The sequence below is a fragment of the Streptomyces sp. O3 genome (assembly GCF_054788135.1).
In genome coordinates this window covers 41,611-55,489 of the sequence record NZ_JBTVYK010000022.1, presented here as the reverse complement: position 1 = coordinate 55,489, position 13,879 = coordinate 41,611, and the positions used below count along the sequence as shown (strand labels likewise).

Genomic DNA, 13,879 nt, shown 5'->3' with positions numbered 1-13,879 from the left:
CTGGGATGTCCTCCGTACCGAGAGAGTTCCCCCGCATCATGGAAGTGAACGCACGCCCCGAGCCACGGCGAGTCGCCGCGAGTGGCCGCGAGCCGCCCGAGCCACGGCGCGTCGCTGTGAGCAAGGTCCCAGCGTGCGGACCTCCACCCGACGCGCCCCCGCAGCTACAGTCCGTCGCGAGGGTCGTCGATTACCGGCAAGTAGCAGCAGGAGGCACAGCACATGGCGCGCGAGTCTGAGTCCGGACTGCCCATCGAGCCGGTCTACGGACCGGACACCCTCGCCGAGTCCGGCTGGGACCCGGCCGACAAGCTGGGCGAGCCCGGCGCGTACCCCTTCACACGGGGCGTCTACCCCACGATGTACACCGGACGGCCCTGGACGATGCGCCAGTACGCGGGCTTCGGCACCGCCGTCGAGTCCAACGCCCGGTACAAGCAGCTGATCGAGAACGGCACCATGGGCCTGTCGGTCGCCTTCGACCTGCCCACCCAGATGGGCCACGACAGCGACGCCCCGATCGCCTCCGGCGAGGTCGGCAAGGTCGGCGTGGCCATCGACTCGATCGACGACATGCGCGTCCTGTTCGGCGGCATCCCGCTGGACAAGGTCTCCACCTCGATGACGATCAACGCGCCCGGCGCGCTGCTCCTGCTGCTCTACCAGCTCGTCGGCGAGGAGCAGGGCGTCGCCGCCGACCAGCTCACCGGCACCATCCAGAACGACGTGCTCAAGGAGTACATCGCCCGCGGCACGTACATCTTCCCGCCCAAGCCGTCGCTGCGCCTGATCGCGGACATCTTCAAGTACTGCAAGGCCGAGATCCCGAAGTGGAACACCATCTCGATCTCCGGCTACCACATGGCGGAGGCGGGCGCGTCCCCCGCGCAGGAGATCGCGTTCACGCTCGCCGACGGCATCGAGTACGTCCGTACCGCCGTCGCCGCCGGAATGGACGTCGACGACTTCGCCCCGCGCCTGTCCTTCTTCTTCGTCTCCCGTACGACGATCCTCGAAGAGGTCGCCAAGTTCCGTGCCGCGCGCCGGATCTGGGCGAAGGTGATGAAGGAGGAGTTCGGCGCGAAGAACCCCAAGTCGCTGATGCTGCGCTTCCACACCCAGACCGCGGGCGTGCAACTGACCGCCCAGCAGCCCGAGGTGAACCTGGTCCGGGTCGCCGTGCAGGGCCTGGCGGCCGTACTCGGCGGCACCCAGTCGCTGCACACCAACTCCTTCGACGAGGCCATCGCGCTGCCGACCGACAAGTCCGCCCGGCTGGCCCTGCGCACCCAGCAGGTCCTCGCGTACGAGACCGATGTCACCGCCACCGTCGACCCGTTCGCCGGGTCGTACGTCGTCGAGCAGATGACCGACGACGTGGAGGCGGCCGCGCTGGAACTGATGCGGAAGGTCGAGGACCTGGGCGGCGCGGTGAGCGCCATCGAGCACGGCTTCCAGAAGAACGAGATCGAGCGCAGCGCCTACCGCATCGCCCAGGAGACCGACTCGGGCGAACGGGTCGTGGTCGGCGTCAACCGCTACCAGCTGGCGGAGGAGGAGCCGTACGAGCCGCTGCGCGTGGACCCGGCGATCGAGGCGGAGCAGGCCGAGCGGCTGGCCAAGCTGCGCGCCGAGCGCGACCAGAAGGCCGTGGACGCGGCGCTGGCGGCGCTCCAGGAGGCGGCGAAGGGCGACGCGAACGTGCTGTACCCGATGAAGGACGCGCTCAAGGCGCGGGCCACGGTCGGGGAGGTCTGCGACGCGCTGCGCGAGATCTGGGGCACGTACGTCCCCACTGACGCGTTCTGATCGCGGCAGCCAGTGCCTTACGCGGCGGCGGTGCTTCGCGCACCGCCGCCGCTGCCGTGTCGTTGCCGTTTCGCTGCCGTGTCGCGCGTACCGTCGTTCACCAAGTGGCCACCTCGCCGCACCTGTTGTTCATCGCCGGGCTTTCGGCGCGTGACCCGGTCCCCCTAGCTTTCTCGGACCATGTCTGTCTCTCCTTCCCCGTCCAGCGCACCCGCCCTGGGCGGCGTCGCCGTGCCCGTGTCCCGCGCGGCTGCGTCGTCCGACCGCCCCGCCCCGCGCGAACACCGGTACGACATCGACCTGATACGGCTGCTCTGCTCGTTCGGGGTGATCCTGGGCCACGCCGGGGCGCTGTTCGTCAGCGGCACGGGTCGCGGGACCGAGGCGGGGCAGAGCGCCTACTGGGCCGGGATGACGGCGGACGCGATCAGCCGCTACGCCGTCCCCATGTACTTCGCGATCGCCGGGTGGGCGGTGCTCGTCGGAGCGCCGCCGAAGAACGCCCGACGGCTGTGGCAGCGGCTCGTACGGATTCTGCTGCCGCTCGCCGTGTGGACGGCGGTCTATCTGCTCTGGGGGCGGTGGCGCGGCACCAACGAGTCGCCGATCGGGGAACTGGCGCTGGAGTCCGTGTTCGCCTCGACGCGGCCCGCGTACCACCTCTGGTACCTGTACGCCTACGTGCCGATCGTGATGCTGCTGGCGTTCGCCGCGATGGTGAGGTCGGGGAAGCGGCCCTGGGGCCTGGGCGCGGCGCTGCTGGCCGTCGCGGCGGCCCCGACGCTGTTCGGCGATCTCGCGCGGGTCACCGACTGGGACGTACCCCGCTTCGGGTGGGGCTTCGGCGTGTACCAGATCGTCTACGCGGTCCTGGGCGCGCTGCTGTTCGCCCTCCCGGCCGGGGCGTTCGGCCGCCGCCGCTGGCCCTGGCCGCTGCTCGCGTGCGCGGCCGTGCTGGCGGTGCTCTGGTACCAGCACGAGATCCACTATGTGATCCCCAACGCCAGCGTCCTCGTCGCGCTGCTCACCGGGGCCGTGCTGCTGTCCCTCAACCGGGTGCGGATTCCCGAGCGCTGGCGTCCGCGCCTGGCCTGGCTGGCCAACGGGGCGCTCGGCGCGTACATGGTCCATGTCCTGGTGCTCGACGTCCTCGGCCACCGGCTGATCTCCGCCGACCTGGGCGTGGCCGCGGCCGTCTCGCTGGTGGCCCTGCTCACCGTCGCCACCGCGCTGCTCTCCTTCGGGGCCAGCCTGCTGTGGGGGCGGCTGGGGCTGCGCCGCTTCCTCGGCTGACGCGGCGAGAAGGGGTGAGGGGCCGCACTCGGTGCGGCCCCTCACCCCTGGTCCGTGACTGCCTGATTGCTGACTGCTGCCCTTGGTCAGCTGGTCAGCTGGTCTGCCGCTGCCACGACCGCACCCGCTTGGCCACCCGCCGTACGAGCGCGTTGCGCGGGATGAAGCCGAGCTGCGCGGGCATCGCGCCGGGCAGGGCCAGCGCGGTGAGGCGGCGGCGCTTGAAGTAGCGCAGCGAGCCGGGGACCGGATGCCGCGTGAGGTAGTCCTCGGCGACCGGGCGCAGCACCGGGTAGATCTGCGGCTGCATCGCGAAGCCGACGGCCTTCACCAGGTCGGACAGCTCAGCGCGTACGCGGTCCTCGTCCGGCAGCGACCAGGACTCCACGGCGGCCCGGTCGTCCAGCTCGGGCAGCAGCGCGTCCACGATGGTCACGGGCACCCGGTTGCTGTTCTGGTACGGGGTGAGCCGGTCCAGGAGCAGCTCCGTGCCGACCCGAGCGACCGGCAGCCCGTAGCAGGAGGCCGCGGTGAGCAGCGCGGTGGAGAAGCAGCCGACGACGAGGGCGGGGCGCAGCCGGGTGTAGAGCGTCTCGGCCAGCACCGGCGTGTCGAGCGAGGTCAGCTCGGCGCCGAGCAGCGCGGCCTCCTTCTCCAGGGCGTCGGAGAACCGCGCGGGCGCCGTGGGGTGGGGCTTGAACACGATATGCCGGTGGCCGAGCCGCACGGCGCCCCGCAGCATCCGCAGATGCAGTTCCTCCTCCTCGTCGTCGGTGAGGATGCCCAGGGCGGCCAGATACTGCCCGAGCAGCAGCGCGGGGGCACGCGGCGTCGACGGCGCGCCCTGCGCATCGGACGCGTCGGCTGTGTCAGCCGTGCCGGACGCGTCGGCGAGCTCGGCGAGCACCTTGGTGAAGGTCCTGGTGGGCACGATCTCGGCGGGTACGTCGAACTCGGTGAGCAGCAGCGGCGCCAGACCGGGCACCAGGTCCAGATGCAGCAGTCGGCGCACCCGCGTCCCGACCAGCGGGTCGAGCTTCTTGCGGGTCGGCCCGTAGCTCATCAGCCCGTCCGCGTAGACGTCGATCGGGGCGTCCGTGAAGATCCGCGCCAGCGCCAGCGCCGGGTTGACCTGGATGGACTCGACGGTGACGCGCACCGGCGCGTCGCCCAGCCGCCAGGAGTTCCGCAGCTGCCGCTCCCACAGCGGCGCGTCGTCGGCGCGGGGCGACCAGCCGCTGGGGTGCAGGGGCGCGATGGTCTCGTTCCAGGAGATCACCTCGTCGAAGCGCCCGCGCAGGCTCGCGAATCCCGGCAGCTCGTCGAGCGGGGAGGCGAGTTCGGGCGTCGCGGAGTTGTTGCTGAGCAGCAGGACGCGGCGTACGGGCGGGCCGAAGCAGCCTTCGTCGATCGCGGCCGCGAGGGTGGCGACGCCGTACAGCGTGGAGGCGCAGAACAGCTGTACTTCGCCGGTCATCGTGCTCCCGTCGCCGGTCATCGTGTGCTCGTCACCGGTCATCGTGTGTCCGTCGCCCGTCATCGTGTGCCCGCCCCGGCCGCCCCGGCCGCCCCGGCCGTCTCGTCCGCATCGGCGCCGTGCTGAGCGCCGGACAGGGGTTTGCGCCGCAGTCTGCGCAAGTGCCGGGCGCGTTCGTCGTCCATGGAGTCCAGTACGTCGTCCAGGACGTCCTGCGGAAGCCGCCGCAGCGCCCCGGCGCTCAGCGAACGCAGTTTCCGCGCCACGGACGGCTCGTATCTGTCCGTCGACCGCAGATGATGGGAGATCATCGCGCAGTACGTACGAATCGCCTTGGGAAGGAACAGGTGCCCCTCCCGGTCCCGCGCGGTTTCCTCGACCACCTGGTCGAAGGCGCGAATGAAGTCGAGCTGCCGCATGTCGCCGATCTGGGTGAGCGAGGAGGTGACGCCCCGGCGGTAGAACTGGCCGAGCAGTCCCAGTACCGCGAAGGATTCCGCGCCCAGGTGCAGTTGCCAGGTCAGCAGCCGGTCCTCGGCCGTGCGCAGACCCGCCCGGAAACGCAGCAGACCCGATTCGACCAGACGGCGGTGATACACACCGGCCCAGACGAACGGGTAGTCGACGGGCGTCGAGCGGTTCACCGGGAGAATCGCCGTACGCGGCGAGACGACGGTGTTGCGCGGACCGAACGGCACGCGCTGAACCGACCGGGCGCTGCCGGTGAACCGGACATGGTCCGTCCGGACGAAGTCACAGCCCAAGCTCTCGGCGGCGGCGACCAGTTGGGCGTAGTAGCCCGGCGCCGCCCAGTCGTCGCCGTCCAGGAACGCGAGATATTCGCCCTGGGCCGCGTCGATTCCCGTATTGCGCGCGTCAGCCACGCTGCCGTTGTTCTCGTGCTTGCGGAGAACCGATCCGGGTACGTCACGCGCGGCGCGTTCCAGGAGTTCCGACGTGCCGTCGGTCGACCCGTCGTCGACGAGAATGAACTCGAAGTCCGGCCGAGCGTTGGCCCGCAGACTTCTGAGCGTATCGGGCGCGTATTGCCGGACGTTATAGAACGGCACGATGACTGAGAGCTTAACCACGTGGGTGATGCTAGGCACCCGATCGCCAGGCGTCTCGACCCTTGGAAAGACGGTGGGTGAACGAAGCGTGGCGGATTGGTTAACCCGACTGATTCCGGGGCTGGTTCGCCAACTGTCGAGGTGCTGTTAACCAGCTGTTGAGTTCTGGTTGGGCCGCGCTGCCGAATTCCTTCCTAGCGTCTTCGACGTGCCAAGTACGACGAAGAAGCAGCGAGTTGCCGTACTCGCGGATTCCGACACCCGATGGAAGTGGGGCGCGCTCACCGCACGTCGCCTCGTGCCGGAGGGCGAGGACCGGGACGGCGGCTCCGTACTGCTCGACGGGTTCCTGCTCCGCGGGCGGGCCACGCCCACCGCGCGGCAGCTCGACGAGGTGGGCGTGCGCGCCGACGCGCTGCGCGAGGTCACCGGGGTCGAGTTCCTGCGGGTCATGGAGCGCGAGCGGTACGACGTGGTCGTGCTCGCCCTGGTCGGCGGGGCGGTGCAGGCGATGCTGCACGGGCTCGCCCGCGTGTGGCGGGAGCGGGCCGAGCGGCCCGTGGTCGTCACCGGCTATGTCGGCGTCGTCTACGAGAAGCTCGCGGACGGGCTGCTGCTGCGGCACGGCGCGGACGTCGTGCTCGCCAACTCCCGGCAGGACGCGGACCGTTTCCGGGCCGTGTACGAGGGAGTCGGCGCTGAATCGAGCGGGGTCGTGGAGGCGGCCCTGCCCTTCCTCGGCGGGGCCGCGTACCAACCGCGCGAGCCGAACGGCTCGCACGCGCCGCGCGAGCCGTACACCGTCGCCTTCGCGGCCCAGCCGTCGGTCCCGGAGTCCCGCGCGGACCGGACGTATCTGCTGCGACGGGCGGCTGGGCACGCCCGGCTGCACCCCGACCGCGAGGTGCTGGTCAAGCTCCGCTCCAAGCCCGGCGAGCACACCACGCACCTGGAGGAGCTCCCGTACCAGAAGCTGGCCCAGCACCTCGCCCTTCCGGCCAACTGCCGCCTGGTCTACGGGCACATGGGCGACGTACTCGACCGCACCGACCTGCTGGTCACCGTCAGCTCCACCGCCGCGCTCGAATCCCTGCACCGCCGCATCCCCACCGCGGTCCTCACCGACCTGGGAGTACGCGAGGCGCTCGGCAACCACCACTTCATCGGCTCCGGCTGCCTGGCCTCCTGGGACCAGCTGGACGCGGGGCACACCCCGGCCCCCGACGAGCGGTGGCTGACCCGCCAGGGAGTGGCCGCGGACGGGTCGTACGAGACGGCCTTCGACGCCGCCCGCGCCCGCGTCAGCGAGCTGCGGAAGAGCGCCCTGCCGCCCCTGGACCCGTACTACACCCGCACCACCGCACCCGGATATCTGCCCGGCATCCTCGCCCGCCACCACCTCGGCCCGGACGGCGCCCCGCTGCCCGGCGCCCCGGCCGCCGACCGGCAGGCGGGCCCGGTGCGCCAGGCGGTGCGCCGCGCCGCCCGTGGCGCGTACCGCCACGGGGTGCAGCGCGTCGCGCCGGTCATCCGGCGGATGGGGGAGCTGTGAACCCCGGCGAGCGGCTCAGCGCGAAGCCCCGAGAGCGAACCCTTCTAGGAGACCTGCCCATGACTGACTCACAAGCGGGCCAGGCCGCCCCACCGGTACGCCGGGTACTCGCCGTCATCCCGGCCCGCGGCGGCTCGAAGGGCGTGCCCGGCAAGAACCTCGCGCCGGTCGCCGGAGTGCCGCTGGTCGTCCGCGCCGTCCGCGAGTGCCGCGCGACGCGCCTGGTCACCGATGTGGTGGTCTCCACGGACGACGCCGCCATCGCCGACGCCGCACGCGACGCGGGCGCCGAGACGGTGCGGCGTCCCGCCGCGATCGCCGGGGACACGGCCACCAGCGAGGCCGCGGTGCTGCACGCGATCGACGCCCACGAGACGCTGCACGGCGGCCGGGTGGACGTGGTCCTGCTGGTCCAGTGCACCAGCCCGTTCCTGGCCCGCGAGGACGTCGACGCCGTCGCGGCCGCGGTCACCGAGGGCGGCGCGGACACGGCGGTCACCGTGGCGCCGTTCCACGGCTTCGTCTGGCGGGACGGAGACGGCGACGCCGGGGCCGCCCCGGCCGATGGCGGCTACGGCGTCAACCACGACAAGTCCCACCGCCCCCGCCGTCAGGACCGCCCCCAGGACCTGCTGGAGACCGGCGCCGCGTACGCGATGACCGCCGAAGGGTTCCGCACCCACCGGCATCGCTTCTTCGGCCGTACCGAACTGGTGCGCACCGACCCGGCCCGCGTGCTGGAGATCGACGACCCGCACGACCTCGCCCGCGCCCGCGCCCTGGCCCCGCTCCTGGACCGCGCGGACGGCGAAGCGCCCCGCCGACTCCCCACCCGCGACGACGTCGACGCGGTGGTCATCGACTTCGACGGCACCCAGACCGACGACCGGGTGCTGATCGACTCCGAAGGACGCGAACTCGTCGCCGTACACCGCGGCGACGGACTCGGCATCGCCGCCCTGCGCGGGGACGGCCTGAAGATGCTGATCCTGTCCACGGAACAGAACCCGGTCGTCGCCGCCCGCGCGCGCAAGCTCCGGATCCCCGTGCTGCACGGCATCGACCGCAAGGACCTCGCACTGAAGCAGTGGTGCGAGGAGCAGGGCATCGCGCCCGAGCGCGTGCTCTACGTCGGCAACGACGTCAACGACCTCCCGTGCTTCGGCCTCGCGGGCTGGCCGGTAGCGGTCGCCAGCGCCCACGACGTCGTACGCGACGCCGCACGCGCGGTCACCGCGTCCGCGGGCGGCGACGGCGCGATCCGGGAGATCGCCTCCTGGATCCTCGGCCCCTCCCTCAACTCCCTTTAACCCCTCAGCTCCCTCGACCCCTCAACTCCCTTTAACCCCCTCAGCTCCCTCAGCTCCCTCAGCTCCCTCGACACCTAAGGAAACACCTGCCATGTCTGCCACCCCCGCCGCGGCCGCCGCCACCACGTCCCGCCTGCGCACCCTCGGCAACAAGACCGCGGGCCCCGGCCGCCCCGTCTACATCACCGGCGAGATCGGCATCAACCACAACGGCGACCTGGACAACGCCTTCAAGCTGATCGACGCGGCCGCCGAAGCGGGCTGCGACGCCGTCAAGTTCCAGAAGCGCACCCCGGAGATCTGCACCCCGCGCGACCAGTGGGACATCGAGCGCGACACCCCCTGGGGCCGGATGACGTACATCGACTACCGTCACCGCGTGGAGTTCGGCGAGGCCGAGTACACGGCCATCGCCGAGCACTGCAAGAAGCGCGGCATCGACTGGTTCGCGTCCCCGTGGGACACCGAGGCCGTCGCCTTCCTGGAGAAGTTCGACATCCCCGCCCACAAGGTCGCCTCCGCCTCGCTGACCGACGACGAGCTGCTGCGCGCCCTGCGCGCCACCGGCCGCACGATCATCCTGTCCACCGGCATGTCGACCCCGAAGCAGATCCGCCACGCGGTCGAGGTCCTGGGCAGCGACAACATCCTGCTCTGCCACGCCACGTCGACGTACCCGGCCAAGGCCGACGAGCTCAACCTCCGCGTCATCAACACCCTCCAGAGCGAGTACCCGAACGTCCCGATCGGCTACTCCGGCCACGAGACGGGCCTGCAGACCACCCTCGCCGCGGTCGCGCTCGGCGCCGCCTTCGTGGAGCGGCACATCACCCTGGACCGCGCGATGTGGGGCTCCGACCAGGCCGCGTCCGTCGAGCCGCAGGGGCTGTCCCGCCTGGTGCGCGACATCCGCGCCGTCGAGGCCTCACTCGGCGACGGCGTCAAGAAGGTGTACGAGTCCGAGCTCGGCCCGATGAAGAAGCTGCGCCGCGTCACCGGTGTCGTCGCCGAGGCCGAGGCCGAGGCGCGGCAGGCCGACCGCGAGACGGCCGCGGTCTGAGACAGCCGGACGCCGCACGGTGAAGTCCTCGCCCGGACGCGTCGGCGCCCCCGAGCAGTCGGGGGCGCCGACCCCGCCCCGCCGCCCCGCCACGGCCAGCACACCCACTGAGCACCCCGACCGCGCCGACCACACCGGCACCGTGGCGTTCGTGGAGAGCCCGGTCCAACTGCTCAACGTGCTGGAGTGGGCGCACTCCAGCACAACCCCGGCCACCACGCGCACGGCCACCCCGCCCGCGTCCGGCACGCCCGCGTCCGGTACGCCCGAGCGCGGCATGCCCGCGCCCGGTACGCCTGACCCGCGCGCCTCCGGCGCACCCGCGTCCAGCGCACCCGAGCCCGAGCCCGAGCGCGGCGCGCCCGAGCGCGGCGCGCCCGAGCCCACGCGCGGCGCGCCCGATCGTGGCGCACCCGCGCCCGCCGACCCGCCCGCGCCCGCCGCCCGTACCGCCACCGGGCTCACCGTCATCGTGCTGTCCCCGGTCGACCCCATGTCGCGCGGCCAGCTGCGCCGGATGACCGAACTGGCCTGGGACGAGGGGCACACCGTGCGCTGGGAGGAGGCGCGCGGCGGGGCCGCCGCCGCGGTGCGCACCGTCGGCGGGCTCGCACGGCTGCTGCGCGGGGCGCGCCGGGTGGTGATCGGCGACCCCTTCTCCCGCTATGTGCAACTCCTGCTCACCCTGACCCACGCCCGTGACCTCGTGGTGGTCGACGACGGGACCGCGACCATGGAGTTCCTCACCCAACTCGCCAGCGGCGAACGCCTGGTCCGCTGGCACCGGCGCGGCGGCCGCCGCGGGGCGCGGGACGTGCTGTTCGCGCCGGTCTCCGCCTCCGCGCGCCGCCGCCTCACCCCGTCGGGCGCGCGCGACGTGGAGGTGTTCTCGTCGATGCCGGTGCGCGCCCCGGCGGGCATCCGGATCACCGAGAACGACTTCTCCTGGACCCGCGCCCGCTTCGGCCCCCCGCGCGTCTGCGAGAGCGCGGACATCGTGGGCACATCCCTGGTCGAAACGGGGGTGGTGGACCGGGAACGCTATCTGGCGGCGGTCGCGCGACTGGCCCGCACCCACGGCGCGGGCCGCTACTTCGCCCACCGCAGGGAGCTGCCCGAGAAGCTGCAACGGCTGTCGGCCGAGACCGGACTCGACATCGTCCGCCCCGACCTCCCGCTGGAGCTCGTCGCCCGCCGCGGCCCGATCGGCCGTACGATCGTGAGCTTCCCCTCGACCGTGGTGCACACCCTGCCGCTGGCCCTGGCGGGCGCCGGGGTCGAGGTCGCGGTCTGTGACATCGACCCCACCTGGCTGACGGACCACGCGTCCCCGCGCGCCCAGGGCTTTCTGTCCGGCGTCACCGGAACCGCCCGTGACGTGCACCGACTGCGGTCCGTACGCACGGCGTAGCAGAGGTCGTAACGGAGGTCGTAACGGAGGGGAATCGAAGGGAAACTAACTGTCATACCCGCGGGGCAAGGGGCTCATGCCCGCCTCGACTGGGTTTCTTACGCCAATCTGGCTGAACTTTTGCTGATCGTGGGTTAGTTGGCTCATGAGCCGCTCTACCCTTCAAAGGGTGAACCAGCTGATGTCCCGCGAGTCCCGAGAGTCCCGCGCCGAGCCCGAAGCCGCAGAGGCCGCGTCCGACGCGGAGTCCGCTCCGGCGGACCCCCTGCCCGGTGCGCTGCCCGAACGGCTGCGCACCGAACTCGTCGCCTTCCGGCGCGACTTGCACATGCACCCCGAGCTAGGCCATCAGGAGTTCCGGACCACCGCCGCGCTCAAGGCCCGCCTGGAGCGGGCCGGGCTCCGGCCACGGGTACTCGACACCGGCACCGGCCTGGTGTGCGACATCGGCGCCGCCGACCGGGCGCGGCCGATGCTCGCCCTGCGCGCGGACATCGACGCCCTGCCCATCCCGGACGCCAAGGTCGACTCGCCGTACCGCTCCACCGTCGCGGACCGCGCCCACGCCTGCGGCCACGACGTGCACACCGCCGTCGTGCTCGGCGCGGGCCTGGTGCTCGCCGAACTGGACCGCGCGGGGCGGCTCCCGGCCCCCGTACGGCTGATCTTCCAGCCCGCCGAAGAGGTGCTGCCCGGCGGCGCGACGGACGCCGTCGAGTCCGGAGTCCTGGACGGCGTCGGCCGGATCCTCGCGGTGCACTGCGACCCGCGCGTGGACGCCGGACGGATCGGGCTGCGGCACGGCCCGATCACCTCCGCCTGCGACCGCCTGGAGGTCTCCCTGGACGGCCCCGGCGGCCACACCGCGCGCCCGCACCTCACCACCGACCTGGTCACCGCCGCCGCCAAGGTGGTCTCCGAGGTCCCGGCGCTGGTCGCCCGCCGGATCGACGCGCGCTCCGGGCTCGCCGTCACCTGGGGCCGGATCGAGGCGGGCCACGCCTGCAACGTCATCCCGCAACACGCCGAGCTGTCCGGGACTGTACGCTGCCTCGACCTGGCCGCCTGGCGGCAGGCGCCCGACCTGGTGCACGCCGCCGTCCAGGACATCGCCGACCTGTACCGCGCCAAGTCGCAGATCAACTACGTCCGCGGGGTCCCCCCGGTCGTCAACGACCCGGCCGCCGCCGACCTGCTGCACGCCGCCATGACGGCCCGCCGCGGGGTCCGGGCGATCGAGGACACCGAACAGAGCCTCGGCGGCGAGGACTTCTCCTGGTACCTGGAGCACGTACCGGGCGCGATGGCCCGCCTCGGCGTGCGCACGCCGGGCGACCACACCGTCCGAGATCTCCACCAGGGCGACTTCGACGCCGACGAGTCGGCCATCACGGTCGGCGTCGAACTCTTCACCGCCGCCGCCCTCATCGACGCCGCCCAGCGGTAGCCCGACCGGCGACAGCCCGGACGTGAAGCCTGAGTTCCGGGAGGGGCGTTCCAGCCACGCCCGCGCCCGTGACCCAGTCGCGCTCCCGTGGAGCGGGGGCCGTCCGGGGGCCGTCCGGGGGCGCGCGGGCGCGTCGTTCCCGTCCCTTTGTTCCTGTCCGGGACAAAAGGTGACCTGCGGATTCGCCCGCGCGACACCCTATGGGGGTTGTCCGAAACGCTTCGATTGCATAACAGGCGCTGAACCCCTCTTTACGACACATCTACGCGCGTTAAGCTCCCGGTAAGTCAGCCCCGGTCGGGGCGCTTCCTTGAGTGAAGGGGTACCCATCGTGCGCCGGGTGACCAAGATCGTCGTCAGTGGTGCGGCCACCACTGCTCTCGCCTTCTCCGCTGTCGCGTGCGGAAGCGACGACGGAGACAAGTCCAGCAGCTCGTCCGAGAAGGGCATCGGCCTCGCCTACGACGTCGGCGGCCGTGGCGACCAGTCGTTCAACGACGCGGCCGCCGCCGGTTACGACCGGGCCAAGAAGGAATTCAACATCGAGGGCGCCGAGAAGGAGCCCAAGGAGGGCGAGTCCGAGCGCGACAAGATCCAGCGCCTGACCGAGATGGCCCGCCAGGGCTACAACCCGGTCATCGGCGTCGGGTTCGTCTACGCCAAGGCCATCGACGAGGTCGCCAAGAAGTTCCCGAAGACCAGCTTCGGCATCGTCGACGACTCCTCGAAGCAGGCGGACAACGTCGCCAACCTGGTCTTCACCGAGGAGCAGGGCTCCTACCTGATGGGCGTGGTCGCCGCCAAGACCACCAAGACCGACACGGTCGGCTTCATCGGCGGTGTGGACACTCCGCTGATCAAGAAGTTCGAGGCGGGCTTCAAGCAGGGCGTCGAGGACACCAACCCGGACGTCACCGTGCTCACCGAGTACATCACGCAGCTGCCCGACACGAAGGGCTTCGCCGACCCGGCGGGCGGCAAGCGCATCGCGAACGGCATGCTCTCCAAGAAGGCCGACGTCATCTACCCGGCGGCCGGCGGCTCCGGCGGCGGCGCCTTCGAGGCGGTCAAGGCCAAGGGCGACGCCTGGGGCCTGGGCGTCGACTCGGACCAGTACAAGATCCCGGCGCTCTCGGGCGTGAAGGAGGTCATCCTGACCTCGATGCTCAAGAACGTCGAGGGCGCGGTGTACGACTTCGTCAAGTCGGTCCAGGAGGGCAAGCCGCAGTCCGGTGTCATCTCCGCCGACCTGGCCCACGACGGTGTCGGCTACTCCAAGTCCAACCCGGAGTTCGTCAAGATGACGGACACCATCGCCGCGGTCGACGAGGCGAAGAAGAAGATCGCCGCCGGTGAGATCAAGGTCGCCACGGAGCCCAAGGAGTAACCCTCCCGGCTCGCCGAGCCAGCCCTCCGGGGGACCCTTATCCCCCGGAGGGCGCTCGCACTC

The 13,879-nt window shown here is 71.7% G+C and carries 10 protein-coding genes; 8 read left to right on the top strand and 2 right to left on the bottom strand.

The window, feature by feature from the left end:
* Window positions 1–222: 222 nt before the first annotated feature.
* Both ACX6XY_RS13405 and ACX6XY_RS13400 read left to right on the top strand, forming a co-directional pair.
* Entirely contained in the window at window positions 223–1,809 is a 1,587-nt protein-coding gene (locus ACX6XY_RS13405; protein WP_460329706.1) for an acyl-CoA mutase large subunit family protein, read from the top strand.
* Between the two features lie 180 nt (window positions 1,810–1,989).
* Window positions 1,990–3,102 (top strand): acyltransferase, encoded by a 1,113-nt coding sequence (locus tag ACX6XY_RS13400; RefSeq protein ID WP_460329704.1) that lies wholly within the window; start codon window positions 1,990–1,992, stop codon window positions 3,100–3,102.
* A 94-nt stretch (window positions 3,103–3,196) separates the two neighbouring features.
* Here ACX6XY_RS13400 and ACX6XY_RS13395 read toward each other — a convergent pair whose 3' ends face one another.
* Complete coding sequence (locus tag ACX6XY_RS13395) at window positions 3,197–4,621, bottom strand: polysialyltransferase family glycosyltransferase (protein ID WP_460329702.1); 1,425 nt, start codon at window positions 4,619–4,621, stop codon at window positions 3,197–3,199.
* 17 nt (window positions 4,622–4,638) lie between these two features.
* On the bottom strand, window positions 4,639–5,670 hold the full coding sequence (locus tag ACX6XY_RS13390) for a glycosyltransferase family 2 protein (RefSeq protein ID WP_460329700.1): 1,032 nt from the start codon (window positions 5,668–5,670) through the stop codon (window positions 4,639–4,641).
* 187 nt (window positions 5,671–5,857) lie between these two features.
* Here ACX6XY_RS13390 and ACX6XY_RS13385 point away from each other — a divergent pair, with 187 nt between their 5' ends.
* From ACX6XY_RS13385 to ACX6XY_RS13360, 6 genes are all read left to right on the top strand, one after another.
* On the top strand, window positions 5,858–7,201 hold the full coding sequence (locus ACX6XY_RS13385; RefSeq protein WP_460329698.1) for a DUF6716 putative glycosyltransferase: 1,344 nt from the start codon (window positions 5,858–5,860) through the stop codon (window positions 7,199–7,201).
* Between the two features lie 59 nt (window positions 7,202–7,260).
* Window positions 7,261–8,511 carry a cytidylyltransferase domain-containing protein gene (locus tag ACX6XY_RS13380; RefSeq protein ID WP_460329696.1) on the top strand — a complete coding sequence of 417 codons (1,251 nt, stop codon included), beginning with the start codon at window positions 7,261–7,263 and terminating at the stop codon, window positions 8,509–8,511.
* A gap of 91 nt (window positions 8,512–8,602) precedes the next feature.
* The gene (locus ACX6XY_RS13375) at window positions 8,603–9,571 is read left to right on the top strand and encodes an N-acetylneuraminate synthase family protein (protein WP_460329694.1); all 969 of its coding nucleotides are present in this window, start codon (window positions 8,603–8,605) and stop codon (window positions 9,569–9,571) included.
* Window positions 9,572–9,713: 142 nt separating this feature from the next.
* Window positions 9,714–10,982, top strand: coding sequence for a hypothetical protein (locus ACX6XY_RS13370; protein WP_460329796.1), 1,269 nt, complete (start codon window positions 9,714–9,716; stop codon window positions 10,980–10,982).
* Between the two features lie 181 nt (window positions 10,983–11,163).
* Entirely contained in the window at window positions 11,164–12,429 is a 1,266-nt protein-coding gene (locus ACX6XY_RS13365; protein WP_460329794.1) for an amidohydrolase, read from the top strand.
* Window positions 12,430–12,760: 331 nt separating this feature from the next.
* Window positions 12,761–13,816, top strand: coding sequence for a BMP family lipoprotein (locus ACX6XY_RS13360; RefSeq protein ID WP_460329692.1), 1,056 nt, complete (start codon window positions 12,761–12,763; stop codon window positions 13,814–13,816).
* Window positions 13,817–13,879 lie beyond the last annotated feature (63 nt).

Coding starts and splice junctions, on each gene's coding strand:
- ACX6XY_RS13405 (WP_460329706.1), top strand. CDS start 223: ATGGCGCGCGAGTCTGAGTCCGGACTGCCCATCGAGCCGGTCTACGGA.
- ACX6XY_RS13400 (WP_460329704.1), top strand. CDS start 1,990: ATGTCTGTCTCTCCTTCCCCGTCCAGCGCACCCGCCCTGGGCGGCGTC.
- ACX6XY_RS13395 (WP_460329702.1), bottom strand. CDS start 4,621: ATGACCGGTGACGAGCACACGATGACCGGCGACGGGAGCACGATGACC.
- ACX6XY_RS13380 (WP_460329696.1), top strand. CDS start 7,261: ATGACTGACTCACAAGCGGGCCAGGCCGCCCCACCGGTACGCCGGGTA.
- ACX6XY_RS13375 (WP_460329694.1), top strand. CDS start 8,603: ATGTCTGCCACCCCCGCCGCGGCCGCCGCCACCACGTCCCGCCTGCGC.
- ACX6XY_RS13365 (WP_460329794.1), top strand. CDS start 11,164: ATGTCCCGCGAGTCCCGAGAGTCCCGCGCCGAGCCCGAAGCCGCAGAG.